At 70.1% G+C, this 21,392-nt stretch carries 19 protein-coding genes; 5 read left to right on the top strand and 14 right to left on the bottom strand.

Annotated elements, in window-relative coordinates; all coding sequences use genetic code 11:
- Positions 1-29: 29 nt before the first annotated feature.
- The 5 genes from ACFP2T_RS34510 to ACFP2T_RS34490 all read right to left on the bottom strand — a co-directional run bounded on the left by ACFP2T_RS34510 (position 30) and on the right by ACFP2T_RS34490 (position 6,270).
- A complete protein-coding gene (locus tag ACFP2T_RS34510) occupies positions 30-1,211 on the bottom strand; it encodes an enolase C-terminal domain-like protein (protein ID WP_377429297.1) in 1,182 nt (393 codons plus the stop codon).
- A gap of 52 nt (positions 1,212-1,263) precedes the next feature.
- Positions 1,264-2,709, bottom strand: coding sequence for an NAD-dependent succinate-semialdehyde dehydrogenase (locus ACFP2T_RS34505; RefSeq protein ID WP_377429295.1), 1,446 nt, complete (start codon positions 2,707-2,709; stop codon positions 1,264-1,266).
- Between the two features lie 7 nt (positions 2,710-2,716).
- Positions 2,717-3,994, bottom strand: coding sequence for an iron-containing alcohol dehydrogenase (locus ACFP2T_RS34500; protein WP_377429294.1), 1,278 nt, complete (start codon positions 3,992-3,994; stop codon positions 2,717-2,719).
- 22 nt (positions 3,995-4,016) lie between these two features.
- Entirely contained in the window at positions 4,017-5,105 is a 1,089-nt protein-coding gene (locus tag ACFP2T_RS34495) for an Ldh family oxidoreductase (protein WP_377429293.1), read from the bottom strand.
- A 79-nt stretch (positions 5,106-5,184) separates the two neighbouring features.
- Positions 5,185-6,270, bottom strand: coding sequence for an ABC transporter substrate-binding protein (locus ACFP2T_RS34490; protein ID WP_377429291.1), 1,086 nt, complete (start codon positions 6,268-6,270; stop codon positions 5,185-5,187).
- Positions 6,271-6,405: 135 nt separating this feature from the next.
- On the opposite strand from ACFP2T_RS34490, the gene ACFP2T_RS34485 reads away from it, so the two are divergent.
- Together ACFP2T_RS34485 and ACFP2T_RS34480 are read left to right on the top strand one after the other, a co-directional pair.
- On the top strand, positions 6,406-7,143 hold the full coding sequence (locus ACFP2T_RS34485) for an IclR family transcriptional regulator (RefSeq protein ID WP_377429289.1): 738 nt from the start codon (positions 6,406-6,408) through the stop codon (positions 7,141-7,143).
- Between the two features lie 88 nt (positions 7,144-7,231).
- Positions 7,232-8,434 (top strand): epoxide hydrolase family protein, encoded by a 1,203-nt coding sequence (locus tag ACFP2T_RS34480; protein ID WP_377429287.1) that lies wholly within the window; start codon positions 7,232-7,234, stop codon positions 8,432-8,434.
- A 14-nt stretch (positions 8,435-8,448) separates the two neighbouring features.
- On the opposite strand, the gene purF is transcribed toward ACFP2T_RS34480, so the two are convergent.
- Together purF and ACFP2T_RS34470 are read right to left on the bottom strand one after the other, a co-directional pair.
- Positions 8,449-9,879: an amidophosphoribosyltransferase gene (gene purF, locus ACFP2T_RS34475; RefSeq protein WP_377429285.1), complete on the bottom strand. Its 1,431-nt coding sequence runs from the start codon at positions 9,877-9,879 to the stop codon at positions 8,449-8,451.
- A 142-nt stretch (positions 9,880-10,021) separates the two neighbouring features.
- Positions 10,022-10,723 (bottom strand): TetR/AcrR family transcriptional regulator, encoded by a 702-nt coding sequence (locus ACFP2T_RS34470; protein WP_377429283.1) that lies wholly within the window; start codon positions 10,721-10,723, stop codon positions 10,022-10,024.
- Between the two features lie 143 nt (positions 10,724-10,866).
- Here ACFP2T_RS34470 and ACFP2T_RS34465 point away from each other — a divergent pair, with 143 nt between their 5' ends.
- The gene (locus ACFP2T_RS34465; protein ID WP_377429281.1) at positions 10,867-11,223 is read left to right on the top strand and encodes a DoxX family protein; all 357 of its coding nucleotides are present in this window, start codon (positions 10,867-10,869) and stop codon (positions 11,221-11,223) included.
- Positions 11,224-11,333: 110 nt separating this feature from the next.
- Positions 11,334-12,134 (top strand): alpha/beta hydrolase fold domain-containing protein, encoded by an 801-nt coding sequence (locus ACFP2T_RS34460; RefSeq protein WP_377429279.1) that lies wholly within the window; start codon positions 11,334-11,336, stop codon positions 12,132-12,134.
- A gap of 8 nt (positions 12,135-12,142) precedes the next feature.
- Here the strand turns inward: ACFP2T_RS34460 and ACFP2T_RS34455 are convergent, their stop codons facing one another.
- From ACFP2T_RS34455 to ACFP2T_RS34425, 7 genes are all read right to left on the bottom strand, one after another.
- Positions 12,143-13,288: a mandelate racemase/muconate lactonizing enzyme family protein gene (locus ACFP2T_RS34455; RefSeq protein WP_377429277.1), complete on the bottom strand. Its 1,146-nt coding sequence runs from the start codon at positions 13,286-13,288 to the stop codon at positions 12,143-12,145.
- A gap of 47 nt (positions 13,289-13,335) precedes the next feature.
- On the bottom strand, positions 13,336-14,511 hold the full coding sequence (locus ACFP2T_RS34450) for a mandelate racemase/muconate lactonizing enzyme family protein (protein WP_377429275.1): 1,176 nt from the start codon (positions 14,509-14,511) through the stop codon (positions 13,336-13,338).
- A gap of 26 nt (positions 14,512-14,537) precedes the next feature.
- Complete coding sequence (locus ACFP2T_RS34445) at positions 14,538-15,641, bottom strand: ABC transporter substrate-binding protein (RefSeq protein WP_377429273.1); 1,104 nt, start codon at positions 15,639-15,641, stop codon at positions 14,538-14,540.
- A 222-nt stretch (positions 15,642-15,863) separates the two neighbouring features.
- The gene (locus tag ACFP2T_RS34440; RefSeq protein ID WP_377429271.1) at positions 15,864-16,664 is read right to left on the bottom strand and encodes an IclR family transcriptional regulator; all 801 of its coding nucleotides are present in this window, start codon (positions 16,662-16,664) and stop codon (positions 15,864-15,866) included.
- A gap of 235 nt (positions 16,665-16,899) precedes the next feature.
- Entirely contained in the window at positions 16,900-17,700 is an 801-nt protein-coding gene (locus ACFP2T_RS34435; protein ID WP_377429269.1) for a CoA-transferase subunit beta, read from the bottom strand.
- Positions 17,697-18,515 carry a CoA transferase subunit A gene (locus ACFP2T_RS34430; protein WP_377429267.1) on the bottom strand — a complete coding sequence of 273 codons (819 nt, stop codon included), beginning with the start codon at positions 18,513-18,515 and terminating at the stop codon, positions 17,697-17,699. The genes ACFP2T_RS34435 and ACFP2T_RS34430 overlap by 4 nt, the downstream gene beginning before the upstream one ends.
- A gap of 182 nt (positions 18,516-18,697) precedes the next feature.
- Positions 18,698-19,543: an SDR family NAD(P)-dependent oxidoreductase gene (locus tag ACFP2T_RS34425; protein WP_377429265.1), complete on the bottom strand. Its 846-nt coding sequence runs from the start codon at positions 19,541-19,543 to the stop codon at positions 18,698-18,700.
- A 543-nt stretch (positions 19,544-20,086) separates the two neighbouring features.
- Here ACFP2T_RS34425 and ACFP2T_RS34420 point away from each other — a divergent pair.
- A complete protein-coding gene (locus ACFP2T_RS34420; protein ID WP_377429263.1) occupies positions 20,087-21,184 on the top strand; it encodes an ABC transporter substrate-binding protein in 1,098 nt (365 codons plus the stop codon).
- Positions 21,185-21,392 lie beyond the last annotated feature (208 nt).

Here is a 21,392-nt window from a genome sequence, read left to right as displayed (position 1 = left end):
CAGCCGGAGTTCCTCCCGGTGCCGACCGCCTACTCGTAGACGGCTACCCCGGTCTCCCGGGCCCGAATCCAGTCCCAGTCCAGGGTCACCCCGAGACCGGGCCCGTCCGGCACGGTCACACACCCCTGCGCGTCGACCGATTCGAGATCGTCGTTGTACCCGTCGGCGTACACCTGGTAGTGCCGGCTCTTCGGATCGAGGCCGGGGGCCACCAGCCCCAGTTCGTAGTAGTTGGTGTTGCGGATCGCCGCCATGGCGTGCCGGTGGGCCGGACCGGAGGCGTGGATCTCGCAGTCCAGCCCGAAGCCCTCGGCGGCGTGCGCGATCTTCATGACCCCGGTGATCCCGCCGTCGTAGTCCGGGTCGGCCCGGACGAAGTCGGTGCCGTCGGCGACGATCTGGTCGACGTGCGCCTCCAGGCCCCGGACGTGCTCACCGAGCAGCAGCGGCGTCCGGATCAGTTGCCGCAGCTTGCGGTGGGCGAAGGCGGAGACGCCACCGTCGGAGTACGGGTCCTCGTACCAGAGGTAGTTCGCCTCGTCGCAGGCCCGGCCCACCTTCAGCGCCGCCGCGAAGGTCGGGTAGTGGCAGGCCGGGTCCAGCATCAGGTCCATCTCCGGGCCGACCGCCGCCCGGGTGGCGAGCACGGTCGCCACCTCGCGGGCGATGTTCCCGTCGGTCCAACCGTGGATCTTGAACGCCGGATAGCCCAGCTCCCGGCACCGCACGGCGAAGTCCGCGAACGCCTCCGGGCTGTCCAGCCCACCGCTCGGGTCACCGAAGTACGTCGACGCGTACGCTGGCAGCTTCCGACGGTACGTGCCGAGCAGCGAGTGGATCGGCGCACCGAGGCTCTTGCCGGCGAGATCCCACAGCGCGATGTCGATCGGGCTGATCCCGAACCGGTCGTGCTTGCGCAGCGCCCGCTTCAGGTCGTTCCAGATCAGCTCCCGGTCCAGCGCGTTCTTGCCGATCAGATACCGGCCCACCATCGCGATCTGGGTGGTGGAGACGCCCCGGCCCCCCTGTGACCAGGCGTACTCGCCGGTCACCCCGCCATCGGTCTCGATCGTGATGACGTAGCCCATGTTCCGGGCCTGGGCGCCCTTGGCGTACACCGGGTTGAAGCCGAGCGGGTCGCGCCCGAGGTCGGGCATCGTCCACGGCACCTCACGCGTGACCACCCGACGGATCCGCAGGTCGTCGCCCATCACCACTCCTCGCTCTGCGCGTCGGTCGACCAGGTCGACTCCCGTTGCGTCCTCACCAGTTCAGCGCCACGTACTTGGCCTCGGTGTATTCCAGCAGCCCGTCCCGGGCGCCCTCGCGGCCCAGCCCACTCTGCTTCACGCCGCCGAACGGCGCCGCCGGATCCGAGACCAGGCCACGGTTGATCGCCACCATCCCGCTCTCCAGCCGGTCCGCGACCGCCAGGCCGCGGGCCAGGTCCCGGGTGTAGACGTACGCCGAGAGCCCGTGCTCGGTGTCGTTGGCGGCGGCCACCACCTCGTCCTCGGCGGCGAACGGGATCACCCCGGCGACCGGCCCGAATACCTCCTCGCGAGCCAGCTGGGCCTGCGCGGCGACCCCGTCCAGCACGGTCGGCGGGTAGAAGTACCCGGGGCCGTCGAGCGGCCTGCCGCCGAGCACCACCCGGGCACCCCCGGCGACCGCCTCGGTCACCAGCCGGTCGACCTTGTCCACGCTGCGCTGGTCGATCAGCGGGCCGCAGAGCGTCTCCGGCGCGGTGCCGGGGCCGACCGGAAGTGCGGCCATCCGCGCGGCGAGCCCGGCGACGAACCTCTCCCGCAGGCCGTCCTGCACGTAGATCCGGTTCGCCGCCGTACAGGCCTGGCCGCCGTTGCGCATCTTGGCGATCATCACGCCGTCGAGTGCGTCGTCGAGGTCCGCGTCGTCGAAGACGATGAACGGGGCGTTGCCGCCCAGTTCCATCGAGCACTTCAGCACCTGGTCCGCCGCCTCGCGCAGCAGCAGCCGGCCCACCTGCGTGGAGCCGGTGAAGGAGAGCGCCCGGACCCGGGGGTCGTGCAGCATCGCCGAGACCACCGGCCCGGGATCGCTGGTGGTGACGACGTTGACCACCCCGGCCGGTACGCCCGCCTCGTGCAGGATCTCCGCGACCGCGTACGCGGTGAGCGGGGTCTCCGCCGCCGGCTTGAGTACCACGGCACAGCCCGCCGCCAGCGCTGGTGCGATCTTGCGGGTCGCCATCGCCGCCGGGAAGTTCCACGGTGTCACCAGCACCGCCACCCCGATCGGCTGGTGCTGGACCAGGATCCGGTTCGCCCCGCTGGGCGCGACGCTGACGTCGCCGATGATCCGTACCGCCTCCTCGGCGTACCAGCGGAAGAACTCGGCGGCGTACCGGACCTCGCCGTGCGCGTCCGGCAGCGCCTTGCCGTTCTCCAGCGAGATCAGCGCGGCCAGTTCGTCCTCGCGTTCGATCATCACCTCGTAGCAGCGCCGGAGGATCTCGGCCCGCTCCCGGGGCGCCCGCGCGGACCAGCCCGGCCGGGCAGAGGCGGCGGCCCCCACCGCCAGCAGGGCATCCTCGGGATCCGCGTCCGCCACCGAGACGATCGGCTCCCCGGTCGACGGGTTCACCACGTCGAGGCGCCGGCCGCCGCTCGCGGGCCGCCACCCGCCGTCGACGAACAGGTCGGTACGAAGTGTGGCTACGTCGGTCATCCGTGGTTCACCTGTCTTCGGTTGCTGGCTTAGGTGTGCCGGGCAGCAGCCCGGTCAGGTCTCCGGCGAACGCCGCCCCGACGATCCGGCGCAGCTGCGTGGCGTCCAGTGGCCGGGGATTGTTGTCGACCAGCCGGGCCGCCGTCATGCCCTGCTCGGCGGCCCAGTCGAGCCGGTCCGCGCCCAGCCCGAGCTCGGCCAGGTCGCGCGGGATGCCGACCGCGCCGAGCAGCTCCGCCACCCGCCCCACGGCGGCACGGGCCCGGTCGAACTCGCCCGCACCCGGCTCGGCCGGTACGCCGAGCGCCGTCGCGACCTCGGCGAACTCCGACACCCGGGCCGGCAGGTTGTAGGCCATCACGTACGGCAGCAGCGCACCCACCCCGGCGCCGTGCGGCGTGTGCGTCGCCGCGCCGATCGGATATTGCAGGGCGTGTGCGGCGGCGGTGCCGGCGGTGCCGAGCGCCAGCCCGCCGTAGAGCGCGGCGAGTTGCAGCTCGTTCCGGGCGGTCCGGTCGGTGCCGTCCCGGTCGGCGGCGACGAGACTCCGGCCGATCAGCTCCATCCCGGCCAGCGCGTAGCTGTCGGTCAGCAGCGACTTGCCGACGAAGACCCGCGCGGTGCCGAGCAGCGGAGTGGGCTCGCGGCGGACGGCGGTGAACGCCTCGACGCAGTGCGTCAGCGCGTCCGCGGCGGCGTGCGCGGTCAGCGGCCGTGGACAGGTGTACGTCAGCTCGGGATCCACCAGCGCGGTGTGCGGGATCAGGTGCGGGCTGGAGATCCCGACCTTCATCTCCCGATCCGGGTCGGCGAGTACGGCCACCGGAGTGACCTCGGATCCGGTGCCCGCCGTCGTCGGCACGGCCACCACCGGCAGGGCCGGACCGGGAACCTTGAACTCGCCGTAGTAGTCCCGGGGATGTCCACCGTGCACCAACAGCAGCGAGACGACCTTGGCGTGGTCGATGCAACTGCCGCCGCCGATCCCGACCACCACGTCGATGGTCTTCCCGGCCAGCCCGTCGACGCAGTCCACGATCGTGCCGGTGGGCAGTTCCGCCGCTACCTGGGCGAAGACCTCGACGGTCACGCCCGAGGCGCGCAGGTCGGCGACCATCTCCCGGAACTCCGGCTGCTCCGCCATCCGGCCGTCCGTGCAGACCAGGGCGTTGCCGCCGAGCGAGGCGACGATCTGACCCAGCCCGTGCCGCTGGCCCGGCCCGAAGACGATCTGCCGTGGCCCCCGGAGCAGCCCGTACGGGTGGGATGCACTCTTTTCGCTCATCGGCCCAGCTCGCTTCGCTCGCTCATGGACGTTCGCTCTCCGCTCTCTCCGGGATGGTTCCGTGGCTGTCCGCCGGTGTTGTCGCGCTGTCCGCGACGACGTGCGTCCGCGCGGCGTCGTGCAGGGTCTCCAGGTGCTGCCACACCTCGTCGGCGACCTCGACGCCCTGTTCGGCGGTGAGCCCGCTGCGCAGCCGGGACCGGTCGCCCGGCACCTGCACCGGGGCGTCACCGGTCGGCTCGGTGTCCCGGACCGCTTGCAGGTACGCCCCGATCGACTCCACGACCGCCCCGGGCGGCCGGTCGAAGACGATGAAGAGGTCGCCCTTGGAACTGGGCTGGTCGGAGTCGAGGGTGCCGCGTACCGCCGTGCCGGTCTCCGAGGCGGTCAGCGTCGCGACCAGCACCTCGAGGGTGAGCGCCAGTGCGTACCCCTTGGCCTCGCCGAACGGCGCGATCGAGCCGGCGGTCGCCGCCCGCGCGTCGGTGGTCGGTTCGCCCGCCGCGTCCAGCGCCCAGCCCGGAGGCAGCGGCAGGCCCCGGTTGGCGTAGTCGTGGATCTTTCCCATCGACACCAGCCCGGTGGCCATGTCGAGGACCAGCGGATGCGGCTGGGCCGGTACCCCGATCGCGATCGGGTTCGTCCCGATCATCGGCCGCCGGCCGCCCCACGGATGCACCAGTGCCTCGCTGGTGCAGGTGGCGATCGCGACCTGACCGGCCAGGGCGACCTGCTCGACGTACCAGCTCAGCATGCCGAGGTGGTTGTTGTGCCGGATGACCGCCGCCGCCACGCCGGTGCTCCGGGCCCGTTCCCGGACCGCGTCCAGCGCCGACATCGCCACCACCGGCCCGAGCCCCTGCTCCCCGTCCACCCGCAGCAGCGCGGTGCCGGCCCAGTCGTGCCGTCCGGTCGCCACCGGATCGGCGACGCCGGCCCGGAGCCGCTCGACGATCCGGCGTAGCCGGAACACGCCGTGCGACGGATGTCCGCGCAGTTCGGCGGCGATCAGCAGGTCGGACTGGAGTCGCGCGGCCCGCTCGGGCACGTCGTGCGCGTGGAGGATTTCGCGGACCATCCGGCGGAGCCGGGTGACCTCGACGAGAGCCATGACGTTGCTCCGAATCGTTCGTGGTTCGCAGACCATCCCGGCGTCGGCGGACGGTTCGCCCGCCGACGCGTCGGAACGGTCAGGAGGCGCCGGTCGGGGCGAACTCGTTGCTGAACCACTGGCTCGGGTCCTTGCCGGCCTCGACGAGTCCGGCCTTGACCAACTCGTCGTAGGTCTTCTGCCAGGCGGCGGGATCGGTCTGGAGCAGCTTGTCGGCGCCACCGGTCTGCCAGGAGTCCACGTAGACGTCCATCGCCTGCTGGGTCACCTTCTGGTCCTTCAGGCTGGCCACGTCGTACTTGGAGGAGATGCACTTCTTGGTCTCGGCGTACCCGTTGGCCTTGTCCGCGATGATGGCCTTCATCGACGCGGCGACGCCCCGCATGAACCGGCGGATCTGGTCGGACTTGACCGGGTCCTTGGCGTTGGCGGACGAGGTGACGTAGTTGTTCGAGCCGGCCGAGGTCACCGTCGACGGGTCGAACACCACCGCGTCCGGCTGCTGGCCCTGCAAGGTGAACGCGGTGTCCAGGGAGACCACGTAGCCGTCCAGCTTGCGGGTCTCGACCAGGTTGAACACCGCCGGCGTCAGGCCCACGACCTGGCGCTTGAGCGCCTCGGGCTTCAGCCCGGCGGAGGCGAGCACCAGGTCGAGCGTCACCTTGGTGGAGCCGCCGGTCGAGCCGACGCCCATGGTCTTGCCGTTCATCGAGGCCGCCGTGTCCAACGGGCGGTCGCGGTGCGACACGACGCGCAGCGTCGAGCCGCCCTTCTGCACCGCGCCGACGTTGACGATCGGCGCTCCGGTGACGATCGACTGCATGGTGTCGGTGTCACCGGGGCGGACCAGCAGGCCGGTACCGGCCAGGATCGCCTGCACCCCGGCGGGAGCGCCGTTGATGTACTGGAATTCGACGTCCAGCCCTTCCTTGGCGAAGTGGCCGCAGGTCTGGGCGACCAGCTCCGCGGCCCAGGTCAGCCCGGCGGTCGGCACGTTGGTCAGGAAGGTGACCTTCTGAAGTCCCTCGGTCTTGCCGCCCGCCTCGGAGCCGCCGCAGGCGGTCAACGCCAGCACCGCGCTCAGGCCGAGTGCGGCGCCCGCTCGAAACGCGTACCCACGCCGCCGCCGAGTCGCCGGCGTGCCGGACTGATCCAGCACGGTCATATTCGGTCTCCTTCTCGAAAGCCGAGGCGGTTCTGGTCGGCCCTCGCCGGTACCCACTCCCAGTGGTCCTCGGCCGCCTCCGTGCACCCTGCACCCTTGTCAACCGGGTCCTCCAGCGCTAGCCTCCGTTCCGACATGCGGAACCAAGGCTCATCCCTCAGTAGGGCGCTCTCCCTGCTCGACGCGTTCGACAAGGGCGACGGAGAACTCACCCTGACCGAACTCGCCGACCGCGCCGGGCTGCCGAAGTCGACCGCGCACCGGCTGGTCGGCGACCTCGTGAAGTGGCGGGCCCTGGAGCGTACGCCGAACGGGCTCCGGCTCGGGATGCGACTGTTCGAACTCGGACACCTGGTGCCATCGCCCCGGGAACTGCGCGATATCGCCCTGCCGTATCTGGAGGATCTGCACACCACCACCCGCAAGACGGTGAATCTCGCCGTACGGGACGGGATCGACATCGTCTATGTCGAGAAGCTGCTCGCACCGAACGAGCCGGTGCCGCACTCGCGGGCCGGTGGGCGGCTGCCGATGCACTGCACCGCGCTGGGCAAGGCGATCCTGGCCTATTCGAGCCCGGCGCTGCTCGACGAGGTCGTCGCGGCCGGGCTGCGCCGGATGACCCCGAAGACCATCCAGGATCCGAAGGCGCTGCGTGCGGAACTGGCGACCGTACGGGAGCGGAGGATCGCGTACGACGTCGAGGAGTCCCGGATCGGGCTGCACTGCGTGGCGGCGCCGCTCTTCGACCGACGGGGCGAGATCGTGGCCGCCGTCTCGGTGACCGGGATGCAGAGCCGGTCCACGGCGCGGAATTTCGCGCCCGCCGTACTCACCGCCTCGCTCTCGTTGTCCCGGCAGCTCGGCGTCTAAGTCCCCGGCGCGGCGGCGGCATGCCTCCGTCGTTGCGGGGAAGTCCGGGCAGAGCTCTGACGGGTTCGAAACGGATGGGAGGCCCCACGTGGCTGTCAAGACCGAAGCGCCAGCGGCCGTCGCGGAGATCCGACCGTTCACGGTAGAGGTCCCGGAGGCGGAACTCGAGGCGCTGCGTGCGCGGATCGCAGCCACGCGCTGGCCCGAAAAGGAGACCGTCGGAGATCAGTCGCAGGGCGTGCAGTTGGCGACGATCCAGGCACTCGCGCGCTACTGGCAGAAAGAGTACGACTGGCGCGGGGTCGAGGCGCGACTGAACGCGCTACCGCAGTTCGTCACCGAGATCGACGGACTGGACATCCACTTCATCCATGTCCGTTCGAAGCACGAGGACGCGTTGCCGCTCATCGTCACGCACGGCTGGCCCGGCTCGATCATCGAGCAGTTGAAGATCATCGACCCCCTCACCAATCCCACGGCGCACGGCGCGAGCGCGTCGGACGCCTTTCACCTGGTTATTCCGTCGTTGCCGGGATACGGGTTCTCCGGCAAGCCGACCAGCAGCGGCTGGGGTCCGACCCACATCGCGCGCGCCTGGATAGAGTTGATGAGGCGGCTCGGCTACCCGCGATTCGTGGCGCAGGGCGGCGACTGGGGTGCGCTGATAACGGATCTGATAGGTCTGGAAGCGCCTCCGGAACTGCTCGGGATCCATACCAACATGCCCGGCGCCGTTCCCCCCGACCTCGACAAGACGCTCCTGTCCGGCGGCCCACCGCCGTCCGGCCTCTCGGCCGAAGAGAAGCACGCGTGCGATCAGTTGGGCTTTTTCTACCAGCACCTCGCCTACGCCCTCGAGATGGGGACGCGCCCGCAGACGTTGACCGGACTCGCGGATTCGCCCGTCGGCCTGGCCTCCTTCATGCTCGACCACGACGAGAAGAGTCTGGAACTGATCTCGCAGGTCTTCGCCGGACAGCGCAGAGGTCTCACCCGGGACGACGTACTGGACAACGTCACGCTCTTCTGGCTGACGAACACGGCGATCTCCGCGGCTCGTCTCTACGCGGAGAACAAGTTCCCCTTTCTCTCCGCGAAAGGTGTCTCCCTCCCGGTCGCCGTCAGCGCCTTTCCCGACGAGCTCTACCAGTGCCCGCGGAGTTGGGCAGAACAGTCGTATCCCAACCTGATCTACTACAACAAGCACGACAGGGGCGGGCACTTCGCGGCCTGGGAACAGCCGCAGCTCCTCTCGGAGGATCTTCGCGCCGGTTTCCGGTCGCTTCGCTGACGTCGCGCGACCGGTCAGGCCCTTTCCAGCATGTCCTTCGTGGTGTTGACGGAGACGGGGACCGGGTAGTCGCCGGTCATGCACGCGGTGCAGAAGTCACTCGGCTCGTCGCTGATGGCGTTGAGCATCCGGTCGAGTTCGAGGTAGACCAGCGAGTCGACGCCGAGGTAGTCGCGGATCGCGTCCACGTCGAGGTTCGCGGCGATGAGCGTGCCACGGTCGCCGGTGTCCATCCCGTAGAAGCAGGGCCACCGGTAGGGCGGGGAGCAGATCCGCAGGTGGATGGCTGCGGCACCGGCCTCGCGGAGCATCCGCATGGTTCCGCGGAGCGTGGTGGCCCGGATGATCGAGTCCTCGACGACCACCAGCCGTTGTCCGGCGACGTTCTCGATGATCGGGTTCAACTTGATCCGCACCGCGTTGTCCCGCAGTTCCTGGGTGGGCGCGATGAAGGTCCGACCGATGTAGCGGTTCTTGATCCAGCCGTCGCCGTACGGGATGCCGGACTGCTGGGCGAATCCCTGGGCGCCGGGGATGCCGGACTCGGGCACCGGTACCACCAGGTCGGCGTCGACCGGTGCCTGCACCGCGAGCTGCATGCCCATCCGCTTCCGGGCACCGTGTACCCCCTGCCCGCGGAGCACGCCGTCGGGGCGGGCGAAGTAGACGAACTCGAACGAGCACAGCGTCGGGTTGACGGCGGTGGCCGGGAACGGGCGGACGGACCGCACACCTGCCGCGTCGATCACCACCATCTCGCCGGGTTCGACCTCACGCACCACCTGCGCGCTCACGACGTCGAGGGCCGGCGTCTCCGAGGCGAGCACCCAGCCGTGCGGAAGTTGTCCGAGGAACAGTGGGCGGAAGCCGTTGGGGTCCCGGACACCGATCAGCCGGTCCTCATCCATGATCACGAAGGAGAAGGCGCCCCGGAGCCGGGGGAGTACCCGGGCCAGCGCACGTTCGAGGGGATCCGCGTCGCCGACGGCATCCGGCGCGGCGAGTTCGGCGACCACGAGTTCGGCGACCAGGTCGCTGTCACTGCCCACCGTGCCCGGAGCCAGCCCCAGCTCCTGAGCCAGTTCGGGCGTGTTGACCAGATTGCCGTTGTGCGCGAGGGCGAACTGGATCTCCTGGGCCATCCGGTACGACGGCTGGGCGTTCTGCCAGGCGCTGGCTCCGGTGGTCGAGTACCGGGTGTGTCCGATCGCCAGATGGCCCCGCAGCGCCGCAAGGCGGTGGTGGTCGAAGACGGTCGACACCAGGCCCATGTCCTTGTTGACCCAGATCTTGGTGCCTTCGCTGACGGCCATGCCCGCCGACTCCTGGCCGCGATGTTGCAGTGCGTACAGGCCGAGGTACGTCATGTGGGAGACGGGCTGGTCAGGCGCCCGTACCCCGAAGACTCCACAGGCTTCCTTGATTATGTCGCCGCCATCTCCCACTGGTCCGACTATACGGCTGACATGATCGTCATGCCGGACGACGGCCCGGCTCGGCGGCCCGCACCGGCGCTACCGGCTCGACGGGCTCTACCGGATCCGCCGGCTCGGCGGGTAAGGCGGATCCGGGGCCAGCAGACCGCGGTCAGGGTGTTCCAGCAACGCCGTCGCCCCGTCGGAGCGCCGGGCGCATCATGCTGCTGGCCACCTGGCTCGGCTTCATCGGCGGTTGGCTCAGCGGGTGGGCGCGCTCTGGTCGGATGCTGTCGAGGAAGAGTTCGGCGTTTCGCCGCCACGCGCCGGGTGCGACGGCGCGGGTGACCTCGGCCACCCGGCTGTTCGACAGGGTGATGAAGATCAGGTCCTCGACGGTGAAGTCGGCGCGTACGGCGCCGGCCTCGCGGGCCTGGCCGAAGAGTTCCTCGATGCGTCGCTGGATCTGTTCGCGGATCGCCAGGAGCCGGGGGGCGCCGTCGAACCGGACGGTCATCAGGTTGAGATAGCCGCCACGTTCCGCCTCCAGTGCGCAGGTCTCCATGATGTATCCGGCCGCCCCCGCCCATCGGTCGGGATTCGCCACCGCGCGCTCGACCAGTTCGAGTTGGGCGCGCAACGGCTCCTCCAGCACGGCCTCCCAGAGCTTGAGGCGGGACGGGAAGTGCCGGTAGAGGGTGCCTGGCCCGACCCCGGCACCGGTGGCGATCTTGTCCATCGGGGCGCCGAGCCCCTCCGTGGCGAACAGCGTCCGTGCCGTCGCGACAAGTTTCTCGCGGTTGCGGAGGCTGTCGCTGCGTTCGGCACGCTGCGGCCGCCGCGCCGTGCCGGTCGCGCTCGCTTCCTCGTCCATGACCGTGATCGTACCGGGAATAGTGGAGAGCTGTCTCCGTTATAGCCTGTACCGGAGAATGGTCTCCGGTACAGGTCACGGCCGGACGGGCCTCGGTATCGGCGGTCGTCCGCCCTCGTCAGGCCCCTCAGCTAGGAGTCAGGATGTTCGTCACCACCCTCGTCGTCAGCCTCGCCTTCGCCGCCCTCCTGGTGGCGTCCGCTGTCGGAAAGCTGCAACGTTCCCCGTCCCAGCTCGCGACGCTGGAACGGGTCGGAGCCCTGAAGATCGCCCCGATCCTCGCAGTCCTCGAACTCGCGGGGGCCGTGGGACTTGTCGTCGGTCTGTTCTGGTGGCCGATCGGGATCGCCGCTGGCATCGGCCTGGTGCTCTACTTCGCCGGGGCTATCAGTGCGCATCTTCGGGTAGGCGACCGTACGATCGTCGCGCCCGCCGTGCTCTTGATCGTCTCGCTCGCCGCGGTCGCGCTGCGCCTGTGGTCCGCCGGCACCCTGTCCTGATCCGTTCGGGCCTGGCGGTCCATCCCGGGCCGCCTGGTTCGTTCCGGATCACCCGATTCGTGCCGGATCGACAACAACGCCCCTTGGGGCCGCGATGAGTAGGAGATCTGATGTCCAGTGGCAAGCGCGTGTCAACAGGATCGCCGCTACCCGGGCTCACCATCAGCACGGACGCGTTCGAGGGATGGCCGGTCCACGAGGTGTCGCCTCGTCCGGGCGACGGCGCCGGACACGTTCTCTACCTGCACGGCGGTGGCTACGTCAGCGAGCTGCAACCGCCGCACTGGGAATTCGTCGCCCGGCTGGCCACCCTCACCGGGCGTACGTTCACGGTGCCCGAGTACCCGGTCGCACCCGGACACACCCATCGCGACGTCTTCCCGACCCTGCGGCGGCTCTACGACCGTCTGGCCGGGCGCCACGCCAGGGACCGGTTCGCCGTGGTGGGCGACTCCGCAGGCGGCACCATGGGCCTGGCGCTCGTCCAGTCACTGCCGCCGGCAAGCCCCCGGCCGGCCGACATCATCCTGATGTCTCCCTGGCTCGACGCGACGATGACCAATCCCGACATCAGTGCGATCGAGCCGTACGACCCGATGTCGTCGACCGGGAACCTCATCCGGCTGGCGGGGATGTGGGCCGGGCCCGATGACCCGTCCACGCCATGGTTGAGCCCGATCAACGGACCGCTCGAGGACCTGGGGCGGGTCACCATCTTCGCCGCCACGAACGACATCCTCACGCCGGACGCCCGGCGGCTCGAACACCTCGCCGACGGGGTCGCCGGTACCGACCTGGTACTGCGCGAGTTCCCGGACATGACTCACGCGTGGATGCTGCTGCGACCGGGCCCGGAGACGGACGCCGTCGTCGCGGAGATTGTCGGGCAGCTCGGCCACGCCGCCAGCTGAGGTTCGGGCTATCGGGACCGGGGGAACGGCGACCCGGTCTCGCCGGGGTAGCGGTGGAGGGCGCCCTCGTCCACGACCACGCCGAGGCCGGGTTCGGTGGGCAGGCTCGCCCGGCCGTCGGCCAGGACCGGCCCGCCGGAGAGGACGCCGTCCCGGAACGGGTTCTCCACCGAGCCGTCCGCCTCGAACACGCCGTCCCCACCGGCGGCCGAGAGCAGGTGCAGGGTGGCCGCGTGGTTCAGGACGCTGTGCGAGATGTGCGGCGCGAACCGGAGATTGGCGGCCCGGGCCAGCGCCGCGATCCGCAGTGCCTCGGTGATCCCACCCACCCGGCTCACATCCGGCTGCACGACGTCCAGGGCGCCCCGGTCGATCCAGTCCGCGAACTCGTGCGCGCCGCCCAGATTCTCGCCGGCCGCGACCGGAACCAGGCCGCGCGCGCGGAGCGCCACGAACCGGGCCGGGGATCCCGGGGCGTACGGCTCCTCCAGCCAGCCCACGCCGAGGTCGGCCAGTGCCGGCGCCACCCGGGCCACGTCGTACCGATGCCCGAGGTTGGCGTCCACCATTATGGACAGTTCCTCGCCGAACACCTCTCTGATGTGGCGTACCCGGGCCACGTCGCGCTCCGGCGAGTCGCCGATCCGGAGCTTGACCGCCTGCCAACCGAAGCTGTCGCGCATCCGCCCGACCTCCTCGGCCAGCTCCGGCGGTGGCTGGAAGCCGAGGGTGAACCCACCGCCGTACAGGGCGAAGTCGGTCGCCGAACCGCCCAGCAGGTGATGCACCGGCTCGCCCTTGATCTTGCCCCAGGCGTCCCACATCGCGAGGTCGATGCCACTGAGCGCGAGCAGGAACCCGCCGGACATCCCGGCCGAGAGGATGAAGCGCGCGAACGTCTCCCGGTTGACCGCGAGCGTCTCGTACGCCTCCCGGCCGACCACCACCTCCTGCATCGTGGTGTTGACGATCTCCGCGACGGCGCTGCCGGCGTGCCCGTGGAAGGACTCGCCGTAGCCGACGGTGCCGTCCTCGCACACCACCCGGACCAGCACGACGTCCCGGCGCAGCGCGCTGCCGAGGCTGAGTGGTCGCGGTCGGTTGTCGAAGCGGTAGCTGACGACTCGGGCGTCGAGACTGGTGATCCGGGGCACGGGAACTCCTGGGTAGCTGTCTGGAACGGGGGTGGCGCGGACGGGGTTCAGCCGCCTACCGGATGGGCCCGGATGGCCTCCTCGTCGGGTTCGCAGCCCCAACCGGGCCCGGACGGCACGACCAGGTGACCGTCGACGATCTCGGGCACCTGGCTGAAGACCTCGTCCCGCCACGGCACCCCGTCGACGTCGTACTCCAGGACGGAGAGGTTCGGGGCCACCGCCGCGAGGTGTGCGCTCATGTAGGTGAGCAGGTGACCGGCGTAGTTGTGGGGCGCGATGTTCAGGTCGTACGAGTCGGCCAGGTCGGCGACCCGGACCGCCTCCGGGAACCCGTTCCAGGCCACGTCGACGATCGGCACGTCCATCGACCGCGCCTCGAAGAACGGCCGGTAGGCCCGCGCTGTGTACAACGCCTCACCGGAGGCGATCCGGACGTGGGTGTTCCGGCGCGCGGCGACCAGGGCGTACGGCTCGAAGGTATCGACCTCCAGCCAGGACAGGTCGTACGGTTCGAGCGCCCGGGCCAGCCGGCCGATGCCCTCGCCCTTGACGTTGAAGTTGACGTCCAGCAGCACCTCGACATCGGGTCCGGCACCCTCCCGGAAGGCCGCGACGACCTCGACCACGTCCCGCAGGAACGACGGCGTCAACTCCAGTTCGGGAAAGCCGTCCCCGCCCCAGGCCGGCAGCCGGAGGGCGACTTGGCTGCCGTCGTACCCCATGAGGTTGGTCTTCAGGGCCCGGAAGCCGCGGTCGCGCACCTCCGCGCCCAGCGCCCGGATGTCGTCGAGGTCGCGCAGCGGGGGAGTGCCGAGCGCCTCGGACATCCGGATCCGGCCCAGCCCGCAGTGTGACCAGTACAGCGGGATGCGTTCGCGCACCGGACCGCCGAACAGCGCGTGCACCGGTACGCCGAGGGCTCGCGCCTTGGCATCCAGCGCGGCGTTCACGATGGCGCCGATGGCGCGCTGGGTCAGCCCGCCGGCCGCCTCCCGGGTGGTCGAGTGCAGGGTCGCCTCGATCAGGCGGAGCTGTCCCGGGTCCGCGCCGACGACCCGCTGGCCGAGCCGGGCGATGATCTCGCCCAGCGCGGTGCTGCCCAGTTGGTTGTCGGTGTATTCGGCCCATCCGGTGATTCCCGAGTCGGTGGACAGTTTCAGGAACGACCAGACGCGTGTTCCGGCGGCACAGTGCAGGCTCTCCAGGGCCGTGATGCGCATGTTCTTCACCGACACTCGCGCCGTCGTCAGGACCTGGGCGCGTTGCGGTCGTCGAGCCACTGGACCGGGTCCTTGCCGCCGCCGAGCAGTCCGGCCTTGACCAGTTCCTGGTAGGTCGCGGACCACCGCGCCGGATCGGTCTGCACTGCCGTCTCGATGCCACCCGCGGTCCACGTCGTGACGTACGTGTCCAGGGCCGCCTTCGCCACGTCCGGGTTGGCGAACGACGGCACCTTGTACTTGCCGCTGATCAGCTTGATCGTGTCGGCGTAGCCGTCGGCCTTGTCCTCGGCGATGAACGTGATCGCCGACTTGATGGCCCGCAGATAGCGCTGGATCTCGTCCTGTCGCGCCGGGTCCTTCGCCTGTTCCGTCGAGGTGATGTACGCCTGCGTGCCCGCCGCGGTGTACTGCGACGGGTCGAGGAGGATGGCGTCCGAGTGGTCCGCCCGCACCTGCAACGAGGTGTCCAGCGACGTCATGAAGGCGTCGAGGCGACCGCCCTGCACCAGGTTGAAGGTGCCCGCGCTGAGTCCCACCACCTGCTGCTTGACGTCGGTCAGCTTCATGTTCTGGGACGCGAGCACCAACACCAGGATGCCCTCGGTGGTGCCGCCCAGCGCGGACTGGCCGATGGTCTTCCCACGTAGTTCGGTGGCGTTGGTGATCTGGTTCCGCTTGCTCGACACGACCCGGATGGTGGTGCCGCCCTTCTGCACCGTGCCGACGTTCACGATCTGGGCGTTCTTGTCGCCGATGCTCCGCATGATGTCGGTGTCGCCGGCCCGGGTGAGCAGACCCTTGCCGGACATCACGGCCGCGATCGCCGGGGGCGTCCCGTTGATGTACTGGAAGTTGACGTCCAGCCCCTCGGCCTTGAAGTACCCGTTGGTGTCGGCGATGAGTTCGGGGGCGTAGGTCAGACTCTCCAGCGGCAGCGTGTTGAGGTAGGTGACCTTCTTCAGCTCGGCCGTGGACTCCTGGTCCGACGAGCCGCCGCCGCAGGCGGACAGCGCGAGGCTCCCGGTGAGCAGCAGCGCCAGCGCGCCCCGGGCGCCGTACCGGCGCGGCGGTCCGCTCGTCCCGGCGGACGATCTGGTCTTCCCGGCGGAAATCAGCGCACTGAGCATGGGTATCTCCTAGGCGAATGTCCGGTGTCCGCTCCGCCTGGAGCGGCCGCCGACCGCGCGGACGGGGCAGCGGATGTCCGGCGCGTGAACGTGGCGTTTCGGTGGAAGTGCGGTGGTGCTGCCAGCACGCTCGCAGCCGGCCCCGAAGCCCACAAGAAGCGGTTCCGCTATTCGGCACACCCGCGCCCGCCGGCTGCCGGCGGGAGGGTCAGCCCCGGTACGTCAGCGCGTTCGGCCCGGGTTCCGGACGGCCACCCGCAGGTCCTCCTGAAGGATGTTGGCGGTGTCGAGCAGCGCGGGAAGCAACTCCCGGCGGATGCTCTCGGAGCTGCCCCGGCTCACGTGAGCCGACAGGTTCATCGCGGCGGCGACGGACCCGTCCGGGCGTCGGATCGGCACCGCGATCGATCGCAGGCCCTCCTCCAACTCCTGGTCCACCAGGGCGAAGCCCTGGGACCGCACCCGGTGCAGCGTCGATCGGAGCCGCTCGGGATCCGTGATGGTGCGCCGGGTCATCGGCCGCAGCTCGGTCCGGGCGAGGTAGCCGTCGAGCCACTGCTCGGGCTGTGCCGCCAGCAGCACCCGCCCCATCGACGTGGCGTACGCGGGAAACCGGGTCCCGACACTGATCGCGATCGTCATGATCCGGTGGGTGGGCACCCGCGCGATGTAGACGACCTCGTCGCCGTCGAGCACCGAGACCGAGCACGACTCGTGGACCTGCGCGACGAGGGACTCCAGGTGCGGCAGGGCGACCTCGGGCAGATTCAGGCTGGAAAGGTAGGCGTACCCGAGTTCGAGAATCCGGGGGCGGAGGGCGAAGAGCCGCCCGTCGCTGCGTACGTAGCCGAGTTCGACGAGAGTGAGCAGGAACCGGCGCGCGGCGGCCCGGGTGAGATCCGCGGCGCGGGCGACGTCGGAGAGGGTCAACTCCGGGTGCTCGGCGTCGAAGGCGCGGATGACGGCGAGCCCCCGCTCGAGCGACTGCACGAACTCCGGACTGCGGGACTGCGTCTCGGTCAATGGTCCACCATGGTCCTGCTCGATCCGGACAGGGTCCCGCTGGCCAGAAGCGACCGCGTCGGCCGACACCGCCCACGAGGCGGGCCGGTGTCGGTACCCCAGCGTAGACGGACCGGCACCCCAGGTGAGGAACCGGAGGTCAGGGTGTGTCGCGTCGGGGGATGCGACGGAGTCCCCGAGCGGGACCGAGGGGAAGGGGGACCGGCAGCCCGCCGGGCCTCGTCAGCGAGCCTCGTCAGCGGGCGGTGACGGGCCGGTCGGCCCCGGTGGCCGCCTTGAGCGCGCGCAGCACCGTGAGTTCCGCTTCGCTGGGCGGCTCGTTGGTACGGAGGTCGTCGGCGACCACCAACGCCCAGCCGGTGGCCGCGCGGGCCTGCTCGACCGTCGCGCCCGGGTGCAGATGCGTCAGCACCAGTTCCCGGGTCGACGGGTCGGGCCGGAGGATGCCGAGATCGGTGATGACGACCTGGGGGCCGGCACCGCGCAGTCCGAGTTGCTCCCGATCGCCCGGACCGGAGCCGTAGCCGAACGAGGTGACGAAGTCGACGCGCTCGACGAAGGTACGCGGACTCTGCCGCATGATGACGATGACCTCACGGCAGGACGCGGCGATCTCGGGTGCGCCGCCGGCTCCGGGCAGCCGTACCTTCGGGTCGGCGTAGTCGCCCCCGATCGCGGTCGTGTTGATGTTGCCGTACCGGTCGAGCTGGGCACCGCCGAGGAAGCCGACGTCGATGTTGCCCGGCTGGAGCCAGTAGTTGAAGACCTCCGGGACGCTGACCACCGCGTCGGCGGTGTCGGCCAGGATGCCGTCGCCGATCGAGAGCGGCAGCCGGTCGGGTTTGGCGCCGAGGCAGCCGGACTCGTAGATGAGGACGAGCCGGGGCGCGTGGGTGGCGCGGGCGAGGTTGGCGGCCGTACTGGGCAGGCCGATCCCGACGAAGCACGCGGTGCCGTCCCGCAGTTGGCGGGCGGCGGCGACGGTCATCATCTCGTCGGAGGTCCAGTTCTCGGTCATGCCGTTCCCCTCGGTCATGCATCCCTCCGGACGTTGAGGACGTGCTGTTCCATCCAGGTGGCGAACGTGTCGCGGTCGCGGCTGATCGCGTCCCATGCCTGGTAGAAGCCGTTGTCGCGGACGGAGTAGCCCTGCGCGTAGGACGGATGGGAGCCGCCGGGTACGAGGGCGACCGCGTTGACCGCCCAGGTCGGCAGCACCACCTGGTTGGGCGTCGGGTCCAGCGAGTCGACGATCTCCTCGACGGTGACCAGCGAGCGTCGGGCGGCGAGCACCGCCTCCTTCTGCACGCCGGTGATGCCCCACATCTGCACGTTGCCGGCCCGGTCGGCGCGCTGGGCGTGCACGACGGTGACGTCGGGGTTCAGCGCGGGCACGGCGGTGAGGACCTCGCCGGTGAAGGGGCAGGTGATCGGCTTGATGTTGCCGGTGTGCTTCGGCAGGTCGGTGCCGGTGTAACCGCGGAGCACCGCGAACGGCAGTCCGGACGCACCGGCGACGTACCGGTTGGCCATCCCCGCGTGGCTGTGTTCCTCGATCTCCAGCGGCGTCGGCCAGCCGCGTTCGACGGCGTCACGGAACCGGTGCAGCGAGCCGACCCCGGGGTTGCCACCCCAGGAGAAGACCAGGCGTCGCGCGCAGCCCATGCCGATGAGCTGGTCGTAGACGACATCCGGGGTCATCCGGACGAGTTCCAGGTCGCGGCGTCGCTGCCGGATGATCTCGTGACCGGCGGCGAACGGGATCAGGTGGGTGAACCCCTCCAACGCCACCGTGTCCCCGTCGTTGACCAGTTCGGCCACGCCCTCGGCCAACGAGACGATCTCAGCCATCCGTCCCCAGTCTCCTGATCACGTGTCGCCGCCGTGCCGAACGGGACAGCAGCTGGTCAGTCGTTCGTTTTGCGTACGGTTGTTCTTACAACGAACGTAGCGTGGCCCCTCCGGCCCCGTCAACGGCGCCGCCTCGCACCATCGGAAAAACCGCGACGCCGCAACGGGGACGAGCCGTTGGGTCAGAGCGCGTGCGAGAGGGCGAGGGCGCCGCCGTCGACCGGGAAGACGGCGCCGGTCATGAAGCTCGACGCGGGGGACGCGAGGAGCAGCGCCAGCCCCTTGATCTCCTCGGGATCCGCCATCCGGCCCAGCGGAATCGTGCGCGCCCACGTCGCCTCCGACTCCGGAGTCCGGGGGCGTTTGCCGCCGATGTTCGTCCGGAACGGCCCCGGCGCGATGGCGTTGACCCGGATCTGGTCCGGAGCCAGGTCCAGCGCCGCCTGCCGTACGACGTTGACGATCGCGGCCTTGGACGCCACGTACGCGTAGCCGACCATCGGGTCGGCGCGGAGCCCGGCGGTCGACGCGGTCACGATGATCCGGCCGGATCGGCGGGGTCGCATCACCGAGGCGGCGGCCCGCATCGTGTTCAACGCGCCGGTCAGGTTGACGCCGATGACCCGCTCCCAGTCGTCGAGCTGGACCCGTTCCAGTCGCCGGGACTCGGCGTCGGTCCGGGGCGCACCGGGGATGCCGGCGTTCACGAAGGCCACGTCGAGGCCGTCGAACCGGTCGGCGGCCTCGGTGACCGTGGCCTCGACGGCATCGGCGTCGGCGACGTCGCAGACGGCGTGCGTCACGGTCGCGCCTCGACCGGCGAACTCGTCGGCGAGTTGGCGCAGCGTTCCGGCGTCCCGGTCGACCAGGGTGACGTTCGCCCCGGCGTCGACCATCGCCTCCGCGATGGCCCGGCCGAGGCCGCTCGCCGCACCGGTGACCAGGACGTGGCGGTCGCGGATGTCGAAAACCCGTCCGAGGTACGCGGTACGAGCGTCCGATTCCACGCTGTGGTCCGTTGATGTCACGGTTTGCTCCTTACTCGATGCGGGAGGCGCGCCCGCTGTGGCGGCCGGGAACGCGCGGGTGAGACCCGGGGGGCGGTCGGCCCGGGATGCCCGGTCGGGTGCACAGCCCGGCCCGGGAACGGGGTCCGCCCCGGTGCCGGCCCGTGGCGAGGTGATCCGGCCGTCGGGGACGGTGGCGGGAATCGGGGCACGGTACCTCCGCCGACCCGGTTTCGCACAGATCCCTCTTGGCCGGTCGGCAGGATTTCGACGCGGAGGGCATCGATCCGGGGCCGCGTTCTGAGCGTGCTGGGAGCGGAGCGTGACCGCCCGAGGGGTGGCTAGAACGTTCGGCCAGCTTCGGAGACGTCCGGATGAACCGTTGACGGCTAGTCGTGACGCGGATAACGTCCGTAACACGTCCGATACGAGCACAGTCGTTCGGATGCCGTACAACAAGATTTGGTAACGGTCGGTCACCTCGGGATTCGAGCGTACGCGTCCCGGCCGTAGTCAACCGGCGTGCTTTGCGTTATATCGGTGCTACTCAATAGGAGACGGCGCATGACAAGTTCGGCCCACGAGTCGCGGCGCAACCCGTTCGTCCTTCCGACCCGGCGCGGCTTCCTCGGTGCGGTGGCCCTCGGAGCCGGCGTCACGGTGCTCGCCGCGTGCGGCGACGACGGAGCCGCCGGCACCGGGGGCGACAGCGCCGGCGGCGGGGAAGCGGAGGTGACCTTCCTCAGCATCATCCCGGCGGCCAGCATCTCGATGTCTCCGGAGCTGCTGGCGGAGACCGGCGGTCACTTCAAGAAGCATGGACTGAATGTCAAGATCCAGGTGACCCAGGGCTCTCCGCCGGCGATCCAGACGGTGATGGCCGGGTCGGCGCTGATCACCAAGATCGGTGACATCGAGACGATCACGGCGATCTCCGACAAGAACGCGCCGCTGGTGAACCTCGGTGGCGTGGAGAAGCAGGGCCTGCTGCGGTTCATGTCCAGCAAGCGGAAGCCGCTGACGAAGGCGGAGGACTTCCGTGGTGTGACGATGGGCCTGCCGTCGGCCGGTGGCACCAGCGAGAAGACGCTCGACCTCGTCCTCGCGTCGGCCGGGATCCCGAAGGAGTCGGTGAAGCGGCAGGTGGTGGGGCTGGCTCCGGGTGTCTTCGAGTTGGTGAAGTCGGGCCGGATCGACGGCTACATCGTCTCGCTGGACACCTCGCTCTCGGTCCTCAAGCAACAGCCGGAAGCGGTGGCGTTCGCGCCCAGTTCGGCGGTCTCCGCCGGGGTCCAGCTCTACGTGACGTCGACCAAGCAGAGCGAGGACGCGGGCAAGCAGGACCAGCTCCGCCGGTTCCTCCAGGCGATCGCCGACTCGATCAAATTCATGATCGACGACGAGAAGAACGAGTTCAAGGAGACGATGCGGTTGATCGGGACGAAGTACGACGTCCCGGCGTTCAAGGACCCGGCGGTCGCGGTGGAGGCACTGAAGCTCTTCGTGAAGTCGTGGACGGTGGACGGGCCGGAAAAGATCGTGCAGACCAATCCGCAGAGTTGGCAGGCCACCTACGACGAGATGGTGAAGTCGCAGCTCGTCGCCGGGGGCAAGGACCCGTCGAAGTGGATGACCGACAAGTTCGCCCCCACTGCCTCCTGAGGGCCCAGCGGGACGCCGCCCGAGTCGGCGGGCGGCGCTCCGACCTCTCTCGCCAGCCGCCAGCGGTCGGCGAAACATCCAGGGATCGATAAACATGACACAAGAGGCAACGGTGCAGGACGCTGCTAGTGAGAACACGACGGGGTCGCCGCCGCGGCCGGAGTTGGGGCCGGTGGAGCTTGAGCTGGCGGGGGTGAGCAAGGTCTAT

This window comes from Plantactinospora solaniradicis, assembly GCF_042658085.1.
GTDB classification, from domain to species: domain Bacteria; phylum Actinomycetota; class Actinomycetes; order Mycobacteriales; family Micromonosporaceae; genus Plantactinospora; species Plantactinospora solaniradicis.
This window is presented reverse-complemented; position numbering and strand designations above follow the sequence as displayed.